A 23,574-nucleotide genomic window follows, 5' to 3' on the forward strand; every position below is an offset into this window, starting at 1 on the left:
AAGATATAGTGAAGATCCTCATAACGATCGTACTAAATAAGGGAAAATAAGCGAAATACATCATTTGCGGAGAATGACGATAAAGCGCAATAATAAAAAACAAAAAGGATTGGTCAAAAAACAGGCTTCACAAAACCTATTAGGAGAGGATTTCTAACCACTTCTAATGTGATTCATTAAATAATGATAAAAATGGCTTAAAATTGATTATAGAAAGATTTAGCTATATTAAGGCTTTTTGACGAAAAACAAGGTATGATTTACAACCAAAAAGGATTTAAGTTAATAACAAGCTTTTTAAGACACCACGGTGTGAAGATAAATAATAATTACTATCTAGGCTGTGCAGCTGATGTAAAAATGGCAATTAGTGGTTCAAGATCCAGATAAACACCAGCAATATTCGCATCTATCCAATCATTCTGAGAGATATTGGGCCACGCTATTTCATAGCCTAGTACAAAAAGCATATCTTCAAAAAAGAATCGTAATGTACGTCCATTTCCTTCTCTAAAAGGATGGAGTAGATTAAGTTCACAGAATAAACTTACCAAATCTTTAACTAAATCAGTAAGATGAGTATGATCTGCAAGTTGTGGGATGTTATTAAAAAGCTTTATTACTTCAGGTTCGATCCTTGAAAAAGTACAAAAGCGGGTATTACCTTTTGAAATATCCACTTTCCTAATCTTACCTGCCCACTCATAAACATCTTGAAAAAGATAAAAATAAAAATAAAAATAAAAATAAAAAAATTTAAATGAGAAAAATTAAATTAAGAAATATCGAATTTATCACTTTGATATGAAAGATATCTCTCTGTTGTAAAAGCTATTTTCGGCCTCTTCAAGAACTTCTACATCACGTATATTAAGCAAATTAATAAGAACGTCAGTGTCTGAATAACAGTATATACCATATTTATCGTGCATATTTATATTTTAGCTCTGGAATAGACAGTTTTTTTTCTTTATTTTTCAAAGATAAACCTTCATAAGATAGACTTGTTTTGTAGTTATCCAAAGATGTAACAAATTTTTTTTAGTCACTAATACAGGTGTTCTCATAGTTTCACTCTTCAAAATGAAATTTAAATGTTCTAGTATAATACCAAGTATTACATAAGATAAAGATAAAAATTAAATATTATCAACTTTCTGTGGTTTTAATTTTAACATATTTTTAATATGCTAAAAAATAAATAAACCTAAAATTTTATTCCCTTTCAAGAAAAAAATATTATTGATTAATATCATGCTTTATTCTAGAAAAACATAAACTAAATATATTGATCATTTCAAAATTTTTTAAAATAAGCCGATCTTTTTCATGCTGTCATTTTTAATGATACATGAGTCATTATATTTACTATTAAATATTTATATTATTGATTTTTCTTCATTAAATATCAAAAATCTTAACGATAAATATATTTCACAGATATTCTTAACAGAAGAATCTATTGATAAACGTAATATTCCAATGATAAGGTGTAGATCTATTTGTCAACACTGCTATACTCGATGTTTTTTATCCTTACTAGAGTAATTTATATCTATTTAGATGATTTTATCGCTTACCAAGTCTTTATATAATAAATATTGGTCAGTTTTACAAGGATTAATTTGAGTATGACGTCATTATTATCTTTATTTATCGCTGATAATGCTTAGTAAGCTATAAATCAAAACATAATTATGGCAATACATAATCACATATCACCATGAATCATATTAGAAAGTATATTGAAGATGAGCGTTTTGTGTATGTAGAATTAATTTATAGCCCATAACGAAGTCTCAATGATTGTGGATATGGACTGAAATATTTTTGTTTACTAAGGTAACTATCTGGATACTCCGATAAATAATGATTTAGCAGTGTTAATGGCGCTAATAACGGCTGGATCCCATGTCTATAATCTAAAATCAGCTGACTCAATGCTTGGCGCTGTTTAGAGGTTAAGTACTGTTTGAAATAACCTTGTATATGCATCAAGACATTTGTATGGTTACGCCTTGTTGCTTGTTGCTGTAATATAGACATAAATCTATTCCGGTATTCGGCAAAAAGCGTATCTAATGAGCTCCAATCTCTATTTGTAGCTACAAAACGACCTAGATCCCGGAATAGTGGCTGTGAGTGAGCTAATAAAACTAACTTATATCGGGTATGAAAATCTATTAATGATTGACGTGTGAAATTGTTTATTTTTAAATGGTTAAGTTCACTTAATGCAAAAACTCGATTAATAAAATTTTCTCTAAGGTGAGTATCACTTAAACGTCCATCCTCTTCAATCGGTAACCAAGGCATATTTTTTAATAATTGACTCGTAAAAATGCCTGTACCTGCTTTTTTATTACCGTTTCCAACGGGATCATATACACGAACTCTCTCTAAACCGCAGCTAGGTGAGTTTTTACATACAATGTAACCATTTAAATTACTTATTTTTTCTAAATATTCCGTAGAAAATTGTAACATTTTATCGGTTAAATCTCCCTCACGCCCATCACTGAACTTCATTTTAATTTCATTTTCTTTAACTAATCGCAATGCAGGCCTAGGTGTTGGTAACCCTATTTCCATTTCAGGACAAACAGATTGATATTCAAAATAGTCAGATAAATCATCAACAGCGAAAGCTAATCGTTTATGCCCACCATCAAATCTAACTTGCTGACCTAATAAGCAAGAGCTAATACCGACAATTATTTTATTTTTAGGATTCAATTTTTCATTACTAGCAGATGATCGCGACATATTAACACTCCAAATATTATTCATAAAAATCATAAAGTTAAATTAAATTTATAGTGGTCATAATTATATAATTTTTCTAAAATATTTAAACATGATAGAAAAAATAATTCATTTCAATTTTAATGACCTTCTTATTAAGAATCGAAAAATAACTGATACTCCTAAAAGGAGACACTCAATATTTGATATTCAATAAATAACTTAGACTAATTCAATTATCCGTAAGATAAACTGCTAAGAAAAATCGACAGTTCATAAAAATAATCCTATATTATAAATAGTCATTGTATAGAAATTATCAATATTATGAAAAAATATCCATCTCCTTTTTCACGTATTACACATACCTCAAATCAACTCAATAGTTTGATTTTTGTCGCTCTTCCTCTTCTTCTTGTATTGCTTGCAGCCTTGTTCTGGAGTGCAGAGCGAATCATTGAACAAGAAAAACGTCGCCTTGAGGTTGATTTTTCATCATATATTGGATATTTAAGAGAACAAGAGAGATTCTTACTCGAGCTAGCTAAAGAAAATAACCATCTCTCTGAAATGATAGAAACCCGAAATTATTCATTAGAATATCAGAAAACTCCAGAAGAATGGCCTTTAAGCTTACTGGAAGGAAAAGAAACATTAGTTGGAATGCCATTCACCTTAGCTTGTGATAATAACTTAGAATGTACACACGTCCCTAGCATATTATTTTCATTAGGTGCCTATCTAGCTGATTATTACTCCACATTTTGGGGTTCATCTTACTTCCCGGCTGCTGCTGTATTTTTTGTCAATGAACATGATAATATCAGTATCAGTGTACCCGCAGTGAATACACTTACTGGTAATGAAACTATTGACGCTGAGCTTTTTAAAACAGTAACAGAAACCGTACGTCGCTCAATTCCCGACATCAAAGAAAAACTCACCCACTATTCAAACGAACAAGAGCAACTTGGTAAACATACGTATGAAAATAAAATTATCTGGATACATACTCTAGAGCTAGGGAATGATTTAGTCGGTATTATTCCCGCTGGATTTGACTTTAACTTATGGCAAGGTGCTGAGTTATCACCAAAAGATATCTATGCAGTAACACTTTTTAATCCTCAGAGGATTAGTGTTTTAGAAAGGATCCTTAATCCAACACTAAACCATAATTTTTGGTTAATACATCATCAATATGGACAACTGCTAGGTTCTTCATCTCTGCCTGAAGGTCTCACTGATGGTTTGAATTATACTAAAGATGGCTTATTTCTAAAGTTACAAAATAAAACAGGTGAATGGATAGGCTATTATCAGGTTAAATATCATTCTTTTTTTGATGATAATTTATGGTTACCGCTTAGCCTAATTGGTGCTGTATTTTTTAGCCTTCTTTGTGGTTGGTTATACCAGCTATGGTATAAACGTACAGTCCTTGAACCTGCCATTGAATTTCAAAATCATTTACTTGAAAGTGAATCATTTAATCGAACACTTGTTGATACAACACCTATTGGGATCTGTGTTATCTCTAAAACCGATCAAAAAATTATTTTTGCAAATCCATTAGCTGAAATATGGTTAAAATTACCCAAAAATAACACCCCTTTTTATTCTCGTGAATATCGTCAATTTATATCTTCGTTATCGATAGAAAATAGTAGTTACGGTAATATTTCATCTTTTACCTCTGGTGAATTTACATTATATATTGCTTATACCTCTACATATTATAGACAGCAAGAGGTTATTTTATGTGCATTTACAGATATTACTAAGCAAATAGAAATTGAGCAACAACTTGATAAAGCTAGAATGGCAGCTGAAGATGCTAATCGAGCAAAATCAAGCTTCCTATCGACAATGAGCCACGAAATAAGAACCCCCCTGTATGGTTTAATCGGAACACTCGAACTACTTTCCACAACGGAGCTATCAGAGGAGCAAAACCGATATTTAAATCGTATATCTACAACCTCACAACTCCTCATGCATTTAATTAGCGACATACTTGATGTGAGTAAAATTGAAGCTAATCAGTTGCATTTACATAATCAGCCTTTTGATATACTAGATACGATACATTCTACCATAGAAACCTATACCCATTTAGCTGATAAGAAAGGATTACTTCTTTTCAGTTGTATTGACTGCAAGATTGCTCCAAAAAGATTTGGTGATGGATATCGACTTCAACAAATCTTAGGTAATTTATTAAGTAATGCAATTAAGTTTACTAAAACAGGCTCAATTACAATTTATGTTTCATCAGAAGATGCTCAGATAGACATATCTGTCGTTGATACAGGCATGGGCCTATCATCATCGCAAAAAGAGAAACTGTTTATACCTTTCTTTCAAGCGCATACAGATCAACACACGTATGGTGGAACCGGCCTTGGATTATTTATCTGCGAACATTTAGTTACACTAATGGGCGGAACAATAAATGTTGAGAGTCAAATAAATAAAGGAAGTAAATTTACAGTTCAGATCCCCCTTCCTCCCTCATCAAATCAAACAACATGGCCTAGTTTGAACGGTATGAATATTTGGTTACAAACACCTTATCAAAAAATAACTGAGAATATCTACTCTTGGTTAATTCATTGGGAGGTAAATGTGTGGCTGGATGAAATCGAACTTCAAGAAAAAAATATTGAAGCGGCTAGATTATGTATAGGTGCAGATAATATAGATAAATTAACTACATTTCATGGAGAACAAATTATTATTCATGATTTAAATATCAATATTCATACCTTATCAAAACAACTTTTGAGCCTATATAACAATGAGGACGTCTCTGAAACAAGTACAACAACACATACCCAACTATATGATTGTACTGTTTTGATTGCGGAAGATAACCCGATAAATCAAGCTGTTTTAACAGAACAATTAAAGTTATTTGGCTGTAATGTTTTATTAGCTGATGATGGTGAAGAAGCGCTAGCAATATGGGATAGCTACAGTGGAAATATTGACCTTGTACTCACTGACGTAAATATGCCTTACATGAATGGATATCAGTTAACGCAAATATTAAGAGATGAAGGAGCCGTATGTCCAATTATTGGCGTTACCGCAAATGGGCTAAAAGAAGAAGAAAAGCGTTGCCTTCATTCAGGAATGAATGATTGGCTTGTTAAACCACTTGAATTGAAGCGATTATCTCAATTATTAGAACAATATTTTGTTCATAAGTTAATTACGGATGAGCACTTACCTTTAAGCTTTATTAATCCTCTAAAAACAAAAGATAAAGATAAAATAATTGAGTATTTACAGAATGATCTCACTCAGCTTAATGACGCCATTGAACAACAAAATAGTGATGATATGAAACAAATAGTACATCGCTTAAGAGGGGCTTTAGGCATTGTAAATAGAAAAGATATCTCTACCCAATTACAAAAATTAGAAATAGAACTAACAAAGCAGCAAAGTGATAAAATACACTTAGATGAATGGAAAAATATATGCAATAGGTTAGAACAATGGATTAGATCACTTAATGAAGTGTATGATTAAAAATACCAAAAGCAGTTAGTTACTTTCAATACCAAAAATTCAATATTAAATCAATCACTTGAAATAGTTAGCATAAATTCTACCATTAATTGATGATTTTTGGGTAATACTCAATAGTGAAGTTAAACTGCAAATAGTACTGGTTATAAACTCTATATTTTCACATTTTAAATTAATTATTAAACCAAACTCTATAGTTTTATCTATAGAATTCGGTTTAATCTAACAAAGAGTGCTGATAATTTCACTTTTAAAAGCAACTTTACTGTCTCCCTGCACTTCTACAAAGTAGCTCTATTAAGAATTCCAATAACAAATATTGTATTCAGTATTATTTCATCAGCACAAAAATAAAAAATATAGAAATCAGTTAATTAATTTACCAATGATTGAATATCTTCTTTCATACGAGTATCAACTTTCTTAAAAAACTTCTCAAGAGAACATCCCAAAATGTTTAAAATTATCGCTAGTGTACCCACATTTATATTGCTTGTACCTGATTCATAGCGAGATATCTGCTGCTGAGAGACTCCGACATATTGTGCTAACTCTTTACCTGTATAACCATTTTTTTTCCTTAAATATGCAATTTCTGACGCAACAGCTTTAGAAAAGTGATTTCCCACAACAATGTTAACGTTATCATTTACAGTTATCATAGCAACTCCAATAAGAAATTTTATCACCGGCTAAAATAGAGTGATTAGATGTATTTTACTCAATAATGTAGTAATTTTGAAATAAAAATCAAATGATCGTCTTTATATGATAGGAAACAACTAAAATTGAATCCTTAAAATTTATTTAATAAAAAACAATGTGATAAAAAAAATTTTTGTGATAACCCTCTTGAAAATAGCTTATGTTAAGAATTTTTCACTAAATTTTAGCAAAATAATGATCGTAATGATTGATATTTACACATACTCATAAGTTTAAACATTTTTTAACATGTATAATGCATCATATTTCGACAGATTTAAAAAGCAAATATATTCAATTAGTTATATTATGTTTCTGTAAATTTAACCCATTTCTTGATATAAAAAGTTACATAACATTTTTTTGAAACAATTAACAAACATTAAATGCACAAATAAAACAAAATTAAAACATCAGCAATCTTGTTTATATGTATATTTTTTAACCAAAAAAAAATTTCATATATAATAATGATTGCATTAATTATGTTAAGCAAGAAACGGATATGATGTTAAAGCCCAATGATATTAGGAATTATATTTTAGAAAAGACTACACTAGAGAGAACTATTACAAAAATTACTTATATGTAGATTTAATGTTATAAAAATCTACAATCAATTTACTATTTACGCCTATTAATAAAATACTAAAATAAACCCTTACACTGAATAATTATCACATGTTCATCGTTAATATTCATCTCTATTTGAAAATTGGTAAACTCATTAATAATCTCATCTTCGACTTTTGTTTCATACACAAGTGTAATAATATTTGTTTTCTAAGCACTCTTATCTCATTTACAACCAGAGCTGAAAATTGAGTATTTAGTTCATATTATGGGTAATTATTATACTATCAAGATAATTATATATATTCTTTCATATTTAAATCATTCAATACAGTTTTTATAAAAACATATGAAAAAGCATATCTAATTTCTGATCACTATACAATCATAACATAGGAATGTATTTTAAAATTAACAGATTACACATATACAAAAAAAATGATAGCGATGATTTTAGTATCTAATTCTCAGCCATATCTATAACTAAATCACTACTCTGCTTAAAATAATCACTTACAACCACATATGCAATGATGCATGTATAATACCGTTTATATATGAGCAACATTGTGAAATTATCAATAATAAAATTTCTCTTAGGAAAGATCTATACAATCTATCCTAAGAAAAAATCAGCCTTTCATTATCTAATATAAATTATTTTTTTGAATAGCAAAATTTAGAAGCCAAATAAATTTTATGTCTATTTTGAAATTTAACATCCTTTCTAATCAAGTATATAATGATAAAGAAATTAATTAGTTAATTAGTTAATTAGTTAATTAGTTAATTAGTTAATTAGTTAATACAATAATGTAGTTTAACCCCTATCTATAACGCTTCTAATATTAATATTCCTGTCGCTTGACTAACACCAGATACTGATGCATTACCAGTTAACGTAGCACTTACCGGAATAGTTTGGCTAGTTAAACTGTTTAATTGAATCCCTGTGCCATTAACTTCAACTTGACTCCCATTTAACGAGACTTGAGCAGAAACACCATTTCCAAAATTAAGACGCCCAGCTACTACATTACTTCCGATTAATTTTAATTGGTAATCTTGGGGAGCACCCGTAGTACATGAGACATTTAAACTTGTACTTTTTGTAATACCTCCAACATTCAAGCTTGTTGATGAATAATTTAAATTTAAATTTTGGCTATTTAGGTTACATACAGAACCAGTCAACTCAGGTATAGGAGGAGGTGCGCCATTATCCTCGCCACAAACTGTATATGGGTCAAAATAAATGCTCAAGCTATCGACAGGATAAGGGGCTTTAACATCAGGATATTGTAAATAACTTCGCATACAGAAATTAGGACTAGAGAGCTGATATGTCGATTCATTTACTGGAATCACTATCGTTCCTTCAGTGCCAACTATACGATTCATACAAATGTTAATATCCCCTTGATCTGCACTAGTACAGCCTACTACAGGAAAAGGAGTCCTATGATAACAACCACCATATCCAGCATCATTTGATATACAAGGCGTTACCGTAAGAGGAGAGCCCTGAGCTGACAAATTGTAACTAGTAGCTGCTGAACCACTATAAAACGAAGCTCGCACTAGACGAACTCGTATTTCTAAATTTCCTATAAATCTGCCATTAGTTATCTGATAATCTAACCATTTTGAGGAGACAACCCTACCTGTAGTCGCCTCACTACTTCCTGGAGTAAGGGTAACATTTTTTGCAATACTTTGCTCACTGACTATTAGAATTAGTAAAGCCATAATTATATTAAGTTTATTTTTCACTTATATATCCTAATATTTAAAATTAATGATTTTATTTTTTATAAAAAAGATATCTCAATTATAAAATATATTTTTGATAATTTATTCATATATAAAAATTCAAATAATTATTCATACTCTAAAATAAAGGTTGTAGTCGCTTCAAAGGCTCCTCGTCCTATTGTTTTAGTCAATAAGGGAGTAGGTTCACCCTGTACATACGCTTTCAGATTAAGATTATTACCATTCCCCATATGTAATTGCTGAATATAGTTTTTTGGTTTATTCAATAAAATTGGTGTTCCATTTCCAGCTTCTAATCCTATGGCAATACCACTTGCTTGACTTCCAGCATTAAGCGCTAATAATCCCGGTAAAGCGGCACTTTCAGTTCCCATAAAGGTCACTTGAACTTCTTTCCCCAACACTAAATCGCAATTAATTAACCGAATTGTAAATGGCTGACTGTGTGTTCGAGTATTCAAATACAAATATTTATCTACAATAGTACCAAAATCCAATTCGATATTTTCATCGCCAGGATATACTTCGCAAGCGTCCTCAACCAACGTTCCATCAAATTGTACGGTTTCCGACTGCGCACAAAGCGGCACAGCCACTAAACTCAGTGACAAGACTAAAGGCCATAATTGATGTAATGGTATTTGCATTTTTTTCATTTCCTTTTATCGTGTCATTGAAAATCGATGGTCAATGTCCCGGTCGCAGAAAAATTATCACCAACCAGTTCAGTTCCAGCACGCTTAACCGGAACCGCCGATAATCTGGGTGGATTTGAACTATCAATGGCAAACGCCTTGTTCAGCTCTAACGGTATCCCGTCCTTTTGAATTTGAATGCCTAATTTTCCGTTATTCATCGGGCTGCTTGTTCGTAATGTTGCATTATCAAATCCCGTACCCGCCAGTGTACCACTGAACGTCAATGTCACATTCCATGGTTGATTTAAGTCACCTTGACAATTCAATTGATACGGAATGTCTTGTTTAAATAGATTCCCATCCACTTTACGCACCCCCACCTTTCCAAAAGAAACGCGTATAGGATTTGTTTGTCCTAATTCACAGGCGGGGGGCAGTACTAGCGTACCATCAAAAACCCAACTGGCTTCCACCGCTGAGGAAATCATCATGAATAGCCCCCCTAAACTGCATAAATAACAATAACGTTGACTTGTGCTTATCAGTAATTTTTTCATTGATAATTCACCTTTAATGTTGCCAACGCAGTAAAACTACCACCATCTGTATCATTAAAGCCCGCCGTCATATTTTTAATCGGCGCGGCTTTTAAAGAAGGCAAAGAGGTATAATTAATATTCACTGGCTGATTAATTGCTTGCCGGATATTATTAATATAAAAAATAACGCCTAATTTATCATTGCTTGTTTTTAATGCTCCATTGCTATTAAACAATGTAGGGTCACCTTCTAAGGTCAATGTCAGATTATTTTTTGCTAATCCTGTACACGATAGACTCAATGGCAATGTTTGTAAGTAGTTATTACCGTCAATGCGCGTTAATAAAATATCACCAAAATGAATCGCCGCTTGATTATTGTTATTTAGAATACATTCAGGTGGCGTCACGATTAAATTACCATAAAGATTTGCCCCTAACCCCAATGCAAATGGAGAGCTTATTACACAAAAAAAGCAGAGTGCCACTTGTTGTCGGTGAATAAATTTCATCTTGTTCTCCTTAACGGTAATCCACCACAAAAGTTAATGTCCCATTAAAATTTCCGCCATCAGTTAATACCGTTCCCGAGGGTTTTACTGGCACCGCATAAAGCGCAGGCTGATTGCTACCATAAGTGAAATTCACAACATCACCATTACTTAATCGAGTCGAATCCTGATAAACCGCTATCCCCAGATTCGTCCGACCAGTACGAATGACATTTTGTCCATTGAGCGTAATCGGGCTCCAACTAACCGTCATTTTTAATGCATTGCTATAGACATTCGTACAATTTAAGGTGTAATCAATACGTGTGCGTTTATAACTGCTATTGTCAATTAGTGTTTCATGGATATCGCCAAAATTGACATCTGCCACCGTACCACTATTCACGGTACATTCTGGCGGCGTGACAACCAGCGTTCCTGTAAAATAGACATCCAATGCTCGTGATAATACCGGACTCAATAAACAAAGTAGGCCGATAAAATACCTAACAAAGAGAGTATTATTCATGAAATAGTCCCGCGTTTATTGATAATTTAACGTCACGGTCATTGTGCCAGTGAAAGATCCCGCATCACTGAGCATCATACCGCTAGGTTTTATCGGTACCGCATACAAGTTCGGCGGATTACCGTAAGTAAAGTTAATTGACGCTCCGTTACTTAAGCGAGTCGAATCCCGATAAATGGCAATACCCAAATTTGTTCGGTTTGTGCTGATAGCAGAAACACCATTAAAGGTTACTGGATCCCATGACAACGTCATATTCAACGCATTTTTTTCTAATGCACTGCAAGATAATCCGGTATCAATGGGGGTTCGCTTATAACTCACCCCATCAATTAATCCTTGTTGTACCTCTTCAAAACGCACAATTTGTATTGAACTACCACTACTAAACGTGCACTGTGGGGGCATCGTAATGGTCAACGTTAAATTCAGATTTGCGGTATCGGCATGTACGACATAGAATAAACTTCCAAACAATAGCGTGCTAAAAAAAAGAACGCTGAACACAATAAGGCCTTTAATTCCTACGGTCACATGCTGTATCAATAACATCGTTGACTCCTAATCATAACTTACCTGAAAGCGAATAATTGCCTGATAAGCTCCCGAACTTAAACCTGCTGTAGTGCGAATCGGGGTAACATAATAAGTCAATTGATTCTGTCCCGGAGAAACAAGCTCAGGAGTACTGTATTGCCCTATTGCAAGAGGATGATAAGAAGCATTACTCAATTGTAATGCAATTCCTTTCGCCCCCGTAACGGCCGCTAATTGTGGGTTTTGATTGTCTGCCGCAGCTAAAAAACGAATTTTCATCGCAGGCATATCAGGACTCCACAATAAGTTGCCGAGTTTATTACGATTACGACTTTCACCACTTAAACAATCTTCTAAACGCAGTTGTACCGCGACAGGGGTACCTGTTTGACCGACTTTCTGTAATTGCGCCGTGCCTAATGTCCCGAGTTCAATCGTTTGATATGCGGAGGACATCGCTAATCGGCAAGCACTTTCCGTTAAAGCCCCATGTATATACAATGTGCCATTAGCCCCATCGACATCCCAGTTATCCACTTTGTCAAGTTCAGTACTGAGGGCTGTGCTACTGAATAAGCACAATCCTAAACCGTACGCCATCATATAATGAGGTATCTTATTGGCTTCTTTCATGATGCTCTCCTGCGTTGAAATCTGCTTTAACGTCATCTTGTTTGAAGTTACTGTTTATCTGATACCACATGACAGCGATTATCTTGACAAGTAAACGTCAACGTTGGTCGCCCACCGTAGTCATTGATATAAGTAAGCACAGGCTGACTTCCTAAGGCTTTTGCACTCCCCCCCATCAGCAAACTGCTTTTAGGTGCAACCATCAACGGTTCAAATCCCGAGACCGTTTTTCCGTCTTTCACTGAAGCGGCATCAACAAGCGTTACAAAATATGGCGTTGGATTCTCTACACTGTATTGATCACCTTGACGAGTAAGTGTGATTTTTTCTTGCCATGGATTTTCCATCTGTTGGCGAGTTGGAATAATCGCTTTTGGGCGATAAAACAACTTAATTCGCGTTTGTAACGCCAACTGAAGTGTGTTGGGTTTATCACTCTTAGGTGGGATTTCACGTAAATTGAAATAATAAACGGACTCCCTGTCTTGCGGCAGTGACGCTACACTCGGCAGTGCTTGAATTTTTACTTGGCTTTTAGCGCCAGGCTCAACACGCTGAACGGGAGGTAATACCGTAAAGGGCTCCGTGATTTTTTCACCTTGGGCATTTTCAATCCAACCTTGTGCTAAATAAGGTAATTGCTTATTTTCATTACTGATATTTAAGCTAATGGATTTATCTTCACCCGTCATAATTGCACGAGTGCGATCTAAAGCGACTGCAGCTTGTGCGGAAGACAGTGTCGTAGATATCAACATTGCTCCAACCAAAAAAGTGGCAATAGGATGATGATTTCTTTTATTGATTTTATTGCTCTGTAACATATTCTTTTACCTTAGTATGAAGAAGAGATAAACCTCTTCAATCATGTCGTTTTTATTTTCTTAACCAGCTCTTTGAGCTGACCAAATTTGGCTTATCCGATGCCCCAGAAGTTAATGAATGAGGCGTAGAGAATGACGGTAAACTTACCGCATCCGATTCAACAACCGTCTCAGTCTGCTCAAGAGGTAAGATGTCAGTCGCATGACACGGTAATAACCAATTCGTTAACAATGTGTCGCTCTTCGGCAATATTTTAGGTAAGGTGATTTCACATTGTGCTTTATCATCCCAACGAACTTGTAACTTATCGTTAGGGTTGAGCCCCGTTAAATACGTACTCCCATCATCCCCTACCATTCCCACTTGTTGGCCTTTCACATTGAAAACTTGTGCCCCAAATGGGGGAACACTATTATCAGATAAACGCAATAAGGCCATTGCACTGTGCCCAGCCACAACATCGAACTGGCGGTAGCCAATAGCACCTTCTGTTAAAGTACCTTGCTTAATCGATTGTGATACCTGAGCATCTTCAGGTAATGTATTTAAATCGACACTGACTTGATTACGGTAATAACTGTTCACGTCTGTTAATACAGCCTGACCAAAATAGTTTGTTCGTATGGTTGAGCCATAACCTCGTAATGGAATATCAGGAACACCATCCGTATCAACAAAAATTCGAGTCCCCCCAAGCTGATTACCACGATGCATCACCACACCTTGCTTAATCGCCGTAAAACCACCTTGAAGTGATAAGCCAGCAGAACGATATCTATCTTGCTGATAAGTGGCATTTGCATTGATTTGTGCCAAATCAGCTTGATGCGTGTAATAACCACTCACTAACCCACCAGAACGAGACCATCCGGTACTTAATTGGTAATTAGTCCGTTCATCTAATCGGTCGTAATAACTAACTCGTTGAGAATTATCACGCTCATCCCAACTGCTGTTCATGCTAAGCGAACCACTCTCCCCCCAAGGCAATGAAAGGGAAAGGTAGGCGCCATCATCATTAGTCTGCCGATACCGATTTCGATAAGCCGTCAAGTTAACACTTAAATTTTTCCATTTACCGATATCAAAATAGCGTGCTAAAGACAGACTATAACGGTCATTATCAGGCTGATCCCAGTAGGTTTGATGGTAATAATTTATATAAGCACTGAGCCCCAACTCCGGAAATTGTTGGTTATAGGAAACCGTATACATTTCCTTACTGCTATACTGGCGGACACCCGTAGACTGTGCATTTAAGTACTCAGACATACTCATAAAACCTTGTTCAGCAAAGCGATATCCCGCAAATGTCACTTGGCTATTGTAGGCATCAAATCGTTTTGAATAGCTCAAACGATATGAATTACCGTGATACGTTTTATCACCGACTTCACTTAACCCTTTTAACCGTGAACGCGCATGGGTGATATCAAAAGACAGCGCGCCAAACATCATTAAATCTCGACCGATACCGACCGCTGCAGAAGCGTAATTCTCTGCAGCAACACCGCCACCATACAATGACCAGCCGTTATTGACTCCCCACGAAAACTCGCCGCTCGCAAATGTTTCACCACTCACTTGGTGGCGCCAATCAGTTGGGCGTCCAGCGGCAAGCTTATAACGCAATTGCCCAGGGCGAGTGAGGTAAGGAACACTGGCTGTATTCACTGTAAACGTTTGAATAGTTCCATCTTGTTCTTTAACTTCAACATTAATCTCACCGGATAGCGCATCATTTAAGTCTTGAATACGAAAAGGACCTGCAGCAACTTGCGTTTGATAAATAATACGGCCTTGCTGACTCACGATAACAGTAGCATTACTTTTGGCTACCCCCGTTATTTCGGGAGCATATCCCCGTAGATTTGGCGGTAACATATTGATGTCAGTGATCAAACTCAGCCCCGTAAATCGAAAGCTGTCAAAAATATCGGAAGCTAAATAATCTTCACCTAAGGTGAGTTTTGCTCCGAGAGATTTAATTGCACGATAGACATAATACCGCGTCCAATCTAATGAACGGGAAGTACCTTGACCTTGCTGCTTGTCTAAACGTAGTTGCCAATCCGCACGCATACGCCACACACCTAAATTCACACCCGCAACACCATTGCCGCTAACATTAGCATTTGTTCGTTGTCCGCCCCGAGTTTGCTGACCAACCTGAGCATTGAGGTTATAATCAAAAAGGGCGCCGGGTAATCCATCCTCCCAGCGAGCAGGCGGATCCCAGTTTTCGGCTGTATACTCCAAATAGGCTTGGGGTAAACTGATATACAAAGCAGAAGCGGCTAAATCCCCTTTAACTTCCGTACCCGGTAAGCTATCGAGTGATAAACACTGACCATCATGCCACCATTTTAATGTTGGCAATAAATCAGGTTTAAGCGCTAGTTGCTCAACTAACACAGGGCTTAAACAGGCAACGCTCTCATCTGGCTGGCCGTCGGGGACGTAATAAAATACGGTTTGTTCCGGTAATTGATGTTTATTTATAAAAATAGAAAAACGATATTCACCCGGCATTAAAAAGCCCGGACGCGAAAACTGGGCTAAATCAATATTTGCGCGGTCATTAACATCCAAAATATCCGTATTAAATTCAATCTGCTCAGCATAGCTGTTACAACTTAAGGACACAGCAACAAGCATTGCTGTCAACCGAGGACGGCTTATCCGTAACAACGGCATATGAATATAACCTAGGGCCATCATCTCGACCTTCTTATTTCTTTTTTTATTAATAAAATCATTTAGCTTTTAATTTTGATGCAAAACCAAGTGTGGATTTCGGCATCTAAAATCAATTAATGGATTATTCATAATCCAATTTAAAGCGTAATTGGCTGTAATACTGTCCTGAAACTAATGGAGCATGATTAGCCACCAACTTTAATTCATAAGCTAAATCATGGGAGCCCTGTGTTAATGTTTGAGGAGACAGAGCCTGTCCTGGAACAATAATTGCTCCGTCGTCATTGCGCTGAATTTGCAATCCGACACCTTTGGCTTGTCCATTCACACTAAATAATCCGCGTTGATGTGCACCATCAAAGGTGACTCTAAAGTATTGCCAATTAGGTTTATTTGGGTTTTGACGTTCAAGAACGCAATTAACTAACTTAATAACAAACGGATGTGTAGGTCCTTGTCCATCTCGACGGATATCACTGAGAGAGAGGCTGCCCATATTAATAGTTTGGTCACGACTCCCTACATCAATAGCGCAGGCCGTTTCAATGATACTGCCATTCATCTTTACTGAGCCTAACGCAGTGGCAGGGGAAATATCGATGAGGGCACAGATACTGAGACTCAATGAAAGCAGTTTACTGAGCGTTAAATATTTCATTGCTTCCTCTTCTACGCAGGCTTCCCTTTAAAATAAACCAGCAAAATGTCCTTTTTTGCTGGCTACTAAACAACAATTATTCGTATGACAGTGTAAAGTCAGCTACGGAGCTAAATTCACCTGCGGTAATCGTTTTAATATCACCGCCATTACCCATTAAATACGCAGAAAAACGCAGAGTATTATTGCCATCTTGAATATTTTGGAATGGCGTTGGTGTACCTAAAGTAATAATATTGCCGCTACCATTCGTAATTTGTACGCCAGCACCTGAACCAGTACCAACGATACCTAACGTTTTATTCGTATTATCAAATGAAGCTGCTGCACCACTAAATGTTAATTGAACGCCTTTTGTTAATGCTGTTACATCACAATTTTCTAAAGCAATATCAAAACTACGTGGACTAGATTTACCACCATCCACTAACGCCATATTTGATATTTGGCCCAACTCAACAGTTTGATCAATTGAATCTGGTGAAATAGAGCATGGTGCATCAATAATAGAGCCTTTGAAATTCACTTTTCCGTGCCCCATATCTGCAGCAAGTACAGAAGTGCTCATAGCACTAGAAACTAATGCTAATAAAAATAATTTTTTCATATATTCCTCAATGAATTATAAATAAACAACTTGATTTATTTCTATTACTACAAAATATTTCTTCTACTATAATTAATAAAAGTAGACAGTATCAGAAGCCGCTATCAATTTTTTCAACATTAATGCGTCATCAGAATTTGATTTTTCCATCTCAAGTAAAACATGTTTAATTACTTTCTCAAATGGAACATTTAATGCTATTGATAAATTAAATAACATATCTACTGAGATTTTATTAATACCTCGTTCATATCGAGACATCTGTTGCTGTGAAACATTTAGTTTCTTTGCCAGTTCAGCGCCAGTCATTCCACACTCTCTTCTTATCTGTTTAATAACAGCTCCACAGTAAGTTGAAACTTGATTATCCTGATTGTCGCACTGGCTATTAATTCTACTCTCTTCAAAATTCATATTAGTAATCTTTCCAATAAATGAAAATAATTACCAATTTAAAATTAGTAATTAAATATAATATCCGAAACGGACTTAGCTGAACGGGTACAATTATAAAGAGTGAACTTTTAAAAGCAAACTCCCACTCCTCGCACATTTACTTAAATATTTAAATGTTACAGTTTTTAATAATCAAAAAATTCACTTAAATATCATGCGATTAAAAAATAAAACCCATTTGTTTAAATTTTAAACAATCACAATTTGATAACATTACCATAGTGTTATAATTCAACAAGCAAACAAAAAACAAAATTTTAACCTGAAATTAATATTTATTAATACTTTATATTAATATGTAATAAATAAATGAAAAACAATCAGGAGTTACGCCTTTTAAGCGTTAAAAAAAAAGCAAAAATCTGAAAAAATGAAAGATAACTATTAATTATCAATATTTTATTGCCAACCCATCAAACGAGTAAAAATGAAATATTATCTAACATATTTTATATGTGATTTGCTTTTTATCTTACACTCACCAATTTTTACATCATAAAATGACCACACATCATACTATTAATCCCCAACCATCACAGAATAAAAACTTAAATTATCACTATAGTTCATGTGGATATACACATAATAATATGTATTATCTATGCTTTAATGATAGTGGGTATATAATGAGTGATATGTATATGTATGAATTTTTTTTGTAATTATTTAATCTGTCACAACTAAAAAAATAATATACGTTAAATGTAACCTCATCATATTAATATTTAACTTAAAAATTGCGCTCCCCCTCCCTTCAATCTTTACTATAAAGTAACGTATCAAAGCCCAATACACTAATAACTAAAGTGATAATTTACTAGGTTAGTATATTTAATTGAATTTTACATTCATTCTCAATGTGATATATTTATAGAAAATCAAATAACTTATGAATATTTAATGATAAAAAAATCAAGCAAATTTTTAGTAACGTTTATAATAATATTATTAACAATTATTATACTTAACAACTTATTTAAAGGTGATTGGCATGATGTCCGCAATTACTTAGTTATGTCTTTTTTTTATTAAAAATCAACATATAAAATATCATTTTAAAACTTAACTCATCATAAGAATTTCAATATTAATAGTCACCTATAAATATCATATAAAATTAAATTAGCTATTCTTTAACTACCAATTAACATCATAACAATTGAATTTTTCTAGATCTCTATACTATTCACTCTGAATGCAAGTGAATTATTATCAACCCAAATAAATAATTATATTTAATTGTTAATATATCCAAGAAGGAGCATTAATAAAAAAACTAGTTGAAACAAAAGATTAAAATACAAATTCCATTTATTAATGATTAGCCTTTACAATTAAATCATTAATGTACAATTTAAATAATTCTTAAACAATAAATAAATTTCACTTTATAATCATCAGTAAACTAGTATTATAAAGACGAAAAAAACAAAGGAGATAAATAATGAAAAAGTTATTAATATCAGATTTAGCTGCAAGTAAACTTAAAGAACTAAGAGTATCACATGGATATAAAATTCACGACATGGCTATTAAATTAAATAAAAGTGATCAGCAACTATTTAGATATGAAAAAGGTGTAAATAAAATTGATTTAGATACTATAATTAATTACTTAGAGGTATTACAAGTAGATATTAATCATTTCTTTTCTGAATTAAATTCAGAAATTAAGAGGATGAAAAATCAAAGTGAGAGAAATGAATGCTATGTTAATGATTTCTTTCAAGTAGAATTATCTCACTGAAAAATAACTAGATAAATTTTAGTTTATGATCATGGAGCTGTTATCATTAACTGATAAATGACAGCTCCATGATATAGTCTCATGTATAAAGATATCCCCGCACCTCCTAGCAATAATTATTATCATTTTAAAATAAATTTACTCTAAAGCACTAGAAAATTATTAAATTGGCTATCAAACAGTTTTGATAACATTCTTATCTTTAATTAATTTACAAAATAGTTAAAGATAAAGAATAAAAATAATTGTTTACTTACCAAAATAGACATTCAAAAATAAATTACGAACAAATAAAAAATATGAGTAAGCGTGAAGATATAAAGTTAACGTACTAAAGTAATTAAATTTAACCTTATGTATCAAAAATTTCAATTCAACATTATTTAAAAACCATTAAAAAATCTATTCATAATCTTTATAAAAAGATAATTTCATTTACTCTTACAAAAAGATTCAGAAAAATGCTCGCTAAACTCGTTAATAATTTTTAATGAGTTAAAAACAGACCCATATTTTCTATATTTCGTTGTGTTTTTCTTACTAAGATTCCCCCATACTTTGAAGAAAAAACCATCAAAATTTTCATCTAAATAAAAGAGAGATAACAAAAAAGTGTCAAAGTTCATATAGCAAACACCTCTTTCATAACGAGAAATTTGCTGCTGAGACACCTTTAGCATTTTGGCAAGCTCTTTTCCTGTAATCCCTTTTGCCTTACGTAATCTATAGATCTCTCTTCCAATTTCATAGGCAAATTCTGATATAGGATAACTAATATTAATAAATTTTTTTTCTTCGGCACTATCCATGATTTAACTCATAAAGAAGTTGAATTAAAGACTCATATAAACAGATGTACTTATTAGTGACTTTTTATACATCATATACATAGAAGACACAAATCAAGATAAACAACTATAGTATCCATCAAAATCAAAATCAAACTTCAAAAAACACTACTCATACAACATTAATATATTAACAGCACCATTCTTAACTTCAAAAAAACCAAATAAGACAGTAACTAAAGTAACTCATTAACTAAAAAACAATATAAAACAAACAAATAACAAAGAATATTAACCCAAAAACAATCAAAATAAAGAAAAAATAAAGAATAAAAATCTGTATGTAATATTTTTTCATAATTAGACATAATAAAACTTATTCAAATACGTCAATTTCTAATGCTCATAGCTCTATTACACATTTCAAGCAAAGCACAGAATAAATCATTACATATTGATTTTACTGGATTTTAACTAAAGAAAATTAACAAAGCTTCTATTGAGTCAAGATTTTTAGTACTATTTATAACCAGCTATATATAATAAATATTCACATTCAGAAAATGTAATATCATTAAAAAAATAACCCGCTATACTTCCCGTATATTTAGAGGCTAAATAATCATAAAACTTGATATGCCATTTAATGGACGTTTTATCGTTACACCTAAAGATTACACATAAAAATATCGAAGAATGACATAAAATAATTAATTAAAATCAATAAAATACTTCATACTGGATACATATGAACTCATATTTTAGTTTATGTGTTTTCTCTTTACTTGTTCTATCACCTTTTTTATTATCCAATTTTATTTAGATAATATTTTACATTCGATAACTAAAAATTGTATTGTTCTATAAAGCGCCACAAATACTCACACATAGAGTAAATTGTAACTGTATTAATTCAGCCATTTATCTCATTTGATACTTAGCTAACTCATGTCTCTTTAACTAACGATAGCTCCCTTTTAGTGAGTTAAAGCTGGCACATTAATATGAGAGAAAAAAATACCCCATATAGACTCTATTTTTCATACACTAATATTAATTAGTTATAACCATCGATGTTTGCTAGGCTGTATTATTCATAATTAGTCGGTAACCTTCTGAATTAAATGCACTTTAAAGAAAATCATATCGAAACCAATACTGAGAAATCAAATTGGGATTTTTATATTTCAAATACACTAGATCATAGCTAAGAACGACAAATTACTTGAGTCATTAATACGGATAAAGTCGAAATTTATCATCAAATTAAGTATTTTTACTATGTTCAATCGCTAGATAAAGAGCGCCTAATAAATAGCGTATTTATGTTGTGTAGCCAGTTTTGAGTAAAAAAGCTCTATCTCATAACTTGATTTGCAACAAGTGTTCTACATACACACTAGTTAATGGGAGAAAATTATTGATCTTAAAATAAATACGTTTGACTGATCCCTTAGGTCTCCAGGGAGTTCGTATCACTTAAATTAGTGATAGTCTTAATACTAGCTTTTAGACTAGTTCTTGAAGATAACATATTCGAGATATTAGGTCCTGAATGCAGAAAATGACGTTCCCCACAAGAAAAAATGGCCATTACTCAGCAAAGTTTTAAGTCAGGTATGAGTGTTTCCATGGTTGATCGACAACATGGTGTGATGGCAAGTCAGCTTTTCCTTTGACATAAACAGTATCAAGAACGAAGTCTGACCCGGTGACAGCAAGTGAGCAGGCTGTTAGTGCCTCTTAGCTAGACTCAGCTATAAAGCAAATTAAAGAACTACAACAGTTGCTCGGCAAAAAAACAATGGAGAATTAACTTCTTAAAGAAGCAACCAGGTATGGCCGAGAAAAAAATTTGATAGTGCCCGTCCCCTTATTAATCGAGGATGGAAAAGAAGCCTAGTGACCGAACCTTATGTGTGTCACGAGTGCAATTATACGTTTTAGTAAAACGAAAAAGTGATTGGAAAGACAAGACCTCAAGATGGTAGCGATGCGCTTGCTCGTATACATAATGTTATTGGTAAGCTGCTTACGTATGGCTATCGCCGGGTCAGGCCGATGTGACGTCGGCAATCTGAGAATGAAAATATCGCTCTAATTAATGACAAACATGTTTACAGTATCATGAAGTAGTCAGCGTTATTGTTGGAACGTAAACCCGCAATCTCTGTCTAGAAACAAGTTCATACAACAAAAGTGGCGGTGAATGAAAGCAACCAACGTTGGTGTTCAGATAATTTTGAATTCCAATGTGATAATGGTATAAAACAGTGCGTCACGTTCGCTTTAGGCTGTTGTGTTCGAAAAACAGTGCATTGGGCAGCTAGTACGAGAGGCTTTGACAGTGAAACCTTGTAAGATATCATGATAGGCGCAGTGGAGCATCGCTTCGGTAACGGGTTACCGACAAAGCCAGTAGAGTGGTTGTAGATAATATTTCAACATATCGAGCCCATGAAGCGCGGTGGTTCCCTAAACGAGTTGGTTTATCCGCTAGGCATACAGCGGTAGATAGTCTCCAAAGTAACGGTATTACAGAAAGCTTTATAAAAATCATGAAGAGAGATTACATAAGTTTAATGCCAAAGCCTAATAGATTAACTACAGTAAAGAATCTTACAGTAGCCTTCAAGCATTAGAATGAATGGTATTCTCACAGTTCTCTGAGTCATCGTTCTCAGCTAAAGTTCCTGCAGTGTCGAATTCATAATGAAATAAGTGATAAAAAGTTTCTGGAAATATAGGGTCAAATAAACCGTTTACAGCCCTTTTTAATAGCTATCTACCAACTCAGAAATAAGATATTCCATATGTCGCTAAAATACCAACATTATATCGTTGGCTACAGGTATTAAAGTATTCTTAGATTGCACAGGCATGAAAAAATTTATGATTTAAATAAATCACCAAAAGTGGAACCGTACTTTTTTGTTCGAATCCCCCGATGGATCTGATTAGAGAATTATATTTTATATTATCTTGTAACATATACTTACAATTGATTTATTCCTTTCTGTTTTTTTATATTCCTGAGTGAGCTCGTCTATTTGTAAGTTATCTCATTGTGAAATATTATTTTTTGAT

At 33.5% G+C, this 23,574-nt stretch carries 17 protein-coding genes and 2 pseudogenes; 3 read left to right on the forward strand and 16 right to left on the reverse strand.

The annotated features are described in order from the left end of the window. Positions 1–332 precede the first annotated feature (332 nt). Positions 333–713: pseudogene (locus PR767_RS13675) on the reverse strand (Fic/DOC family protein); the annotation flags it as partial. A gap of 1,066 nt (positions 714–1,779) precedes the next feature. Further along, positions 1,780–2,766, reverse strand: a complete 987-nt coding sequence (locus PR767_RS13680; RefSeq protein WP_272520443.1) for a YbgA family protein — start codon at positions 2,764–2,766, stop codon at positions 1,780–1,782. 306 nt (positions 2,767–3,072) lie between these two features. Between PR767_RS13680 and PR767_RS13685 the strand changes: the two genes are divergently transcribed. Further along, positions 3,073–6,285 (forward strand): hybrid sensor histidine kinase/response regulator, encoded by a 3,213-nt coding sequence (locus PR767_RS13685; RefSeq protein WP_272520444.1) that lies wholly within the window; start codon positions 3,073–3,075, stop codon positions 6,283–6,285. 374 nt (positions 6,286–6,659) lie between these two features. Here PR767_RS13685 and PR767_RS13690 read toward each other — a convergent pair whose 3' ends face one another. The 13 genes from PR767_RS13690 to PR767_RS13750 all read right to left on the reverse strand — a co-directional run bounded on the left by PR767_RS13690 (position 6,660) and on the right by PR767_RS13750 (position 17,910). Next, positions 6,660–6,947 carry a helix-turn-helix domain-containing protein gene (locus PR767_RS13690; protein ID WP_198634028.1) on the reverse strand — a complete coding sequence of 96 codons (288 nt, stop codon included), beginning with the start codon at positions 6,945–6,947 and terminating at the stop codon, positions 6,660–6,662. 1,447 nt (positions 6,948–8,394) lie between these two features. After that, a complete protein-coding gene (locus PR767_RS13695; protein ID WP_272520445.1) occupies positions 8,395–9,336 on the reverse strand; it encodes a hypothetical protein in 942 nt (313 codons plus the stop codon). A 107-nt stretch (positions 9,337–9,443) separates the two neighbouring features. Beyond that, positions 9,444–9,986, reverse strand: a complete 543-nt coding sequence (locus tag PR767_RS13700; RefSeq protein WP_272520446.1) for a fimbrial protein — start codon at positions 9,984–9,986, stop codon at positions 9,444–9,446. A 23-nt stretch (positions 9,987–10,009) separates the two neighbouring features. Continuing rightward, on the reverse strand, positions 10,010–10,468 hold the full coding sequence (locus tag PR767_RS13705) for a fimbrial protein (protein WP_336297927.1): 459 nt from the start codon (positions 10,466–10,468) through the stop codon (positions 10,010–10,012). A 62-nt stretch (positions 10,469–10,530) separates the two neighbouring features. After that, on the reverse strand, positions 10,531–11,028 hold the full coding sequence (locus PR767_RS13710; protein ID WP_272520448.1) for a fimbrial protein: 498 nt from the start codon (positions 11,026–11,028) through the stop codon (positions 10,531–10,533). A gap of 10 nt (positions 11,029–11,038) precedes the next feature. After that, the gene (locus PR767_RS13715) at positions 11,039–11,536 is read right to left on the reverse strand and encodes a fimbrial protein (protein ID WP_166685613.1); all 498 of its coding nucleotides are present in this window, start codon (positions 11,534–11,536) and stop codon (positions 11,039–11,041) included. 15 nt (positions 11,537–11,551) lie between these two features. Beyond that, entirely contained in the window at positions 11,552–12,088 is a 537-nt protein-coding gene (locus PR767_RS13720; RefSeq protein ID WP_272520449.1) for a fimbrial protein, read from the reverse strand. A 9-nt stretch (positions 12,089–12,097) separates the two neighbouring features. Further along, on the reverse strand, positions 12,098–12,706 hold the full coding sequence (locus PR767_RS13725) for a fimbrial protein (RefSeq protein ID WP_272520450.1): 609 nt from the start codon (positions 12,704–12,706) through the stop codon (positions 12,098–12,100). A 47-nt stretch (positions 12,707–12,753) separates the two neighbouring features. Then, entirely contained in the window at positions 12,754–13,530 is a 777-nt protein-coding gene (locus PR767_RS13730) for a fimbria/pilus periplasmic chaperone (protein WP_198634036.1), read from the reverse strand. 52 nt (positions 13,531–13,582) lie between these two features. Beyond that, positions 13,583–16,252, reverse strand: coding sequence for an outer membrane usher protein (locus PR767_RS13735; RefSeq protein WP_272520451.1), 2,670 nt, complete (start codon positions 16,250–16,252; stop codon positions 13,583–13,585). A 100-nt stretch (positions 16,253–16,352) separates the two neighbouring features. Then, positions 16,353–16,889 carry a fimbrial protein gene (locus PR767_RS13740; RefSeq protein ID WP_110592981.1) on the reverse strand — a complete coding sequence of 179 codons (537 nt, stop codon included), beginning with the start codon at positions 16,887–16,889 and terminating at the stop codon, positions 16,353–16,355. A gap of 76 nt (positions 16,890–16,965) precedes the next feature. Beyond that, the gene (locus tag PR767_RS13745; RefSeq protein WP_110592980.1) at positions 16,966–17,496 is read right to left on the reverse strand and encodes a fimbrial protein; all 531 of its coding nucleotides are present in this window, start codon (positions 17,494–17,496) and stop codon (positions 16,966–16,968) included. Positions 17,497–17,568: 72 nt separating this feature from the next. Next, positions 17,569–17,910, reverse strand: a complete 342-nt coding sequence (locus PR767_RS13750) for a helix-turn-helix domain-containing protein (RefSeq protein ID WP_123382859.1) — start codon at positions 17,908–17,910, stop codon at positions 17,569–17,571. A gap of 1,486 nt (positions 17,911–19,396) precedes the next feature. Here PR767_RS13750 and PR767_RS13755 point away from each other — a divergent pair. Further along, entirely contained in the window at positions 19,397–19,699 is a 303-nt protein-coding gene (locus PR767_RS13755) for a helix-turn-helix domain-containing protein (protein WP_110592978.1), read from the forward strand. Between the two features lie 431 nt (positions 19,700–20,130). Here the strand turns inward: PR767_RS13755 and PR767_RS13760 are convergent, their stop codons facing one another. Continuing rightward, a complete protein-coding gene (locus PR767_RS13760; protein ID WP_272520452.1) occupies positions 20,131–20,508 on the reverse strand; it encodes a helix-turn-helix domain-containing protein in 378 nt (125 codons plus the stop codon). 1,565 nt (positions 20,509–22,073) lie between these two features. Between PR767_RS13760 and PR767_RS13765 the strand changes: the two are divergent. Further along, a pseudogene (locus PR767_RS13765) lies at positions 22,074–23,234 on the forward strand (IS3 family transposase). The last annotated feature ends 340 nt before the right edge of the window (positions 23,235–23,574 follow it).

This window comes from Providencia sp. PROV223 (assembly GCF_028479245.1).
GTDB classification, from domain to species: domain Bacteria; phylum Pseudomonadota; class Gammaproteobacteria; order Enterobacterales; family Enterobacteriaceae; genus Providencia; species Providencia rettgeri.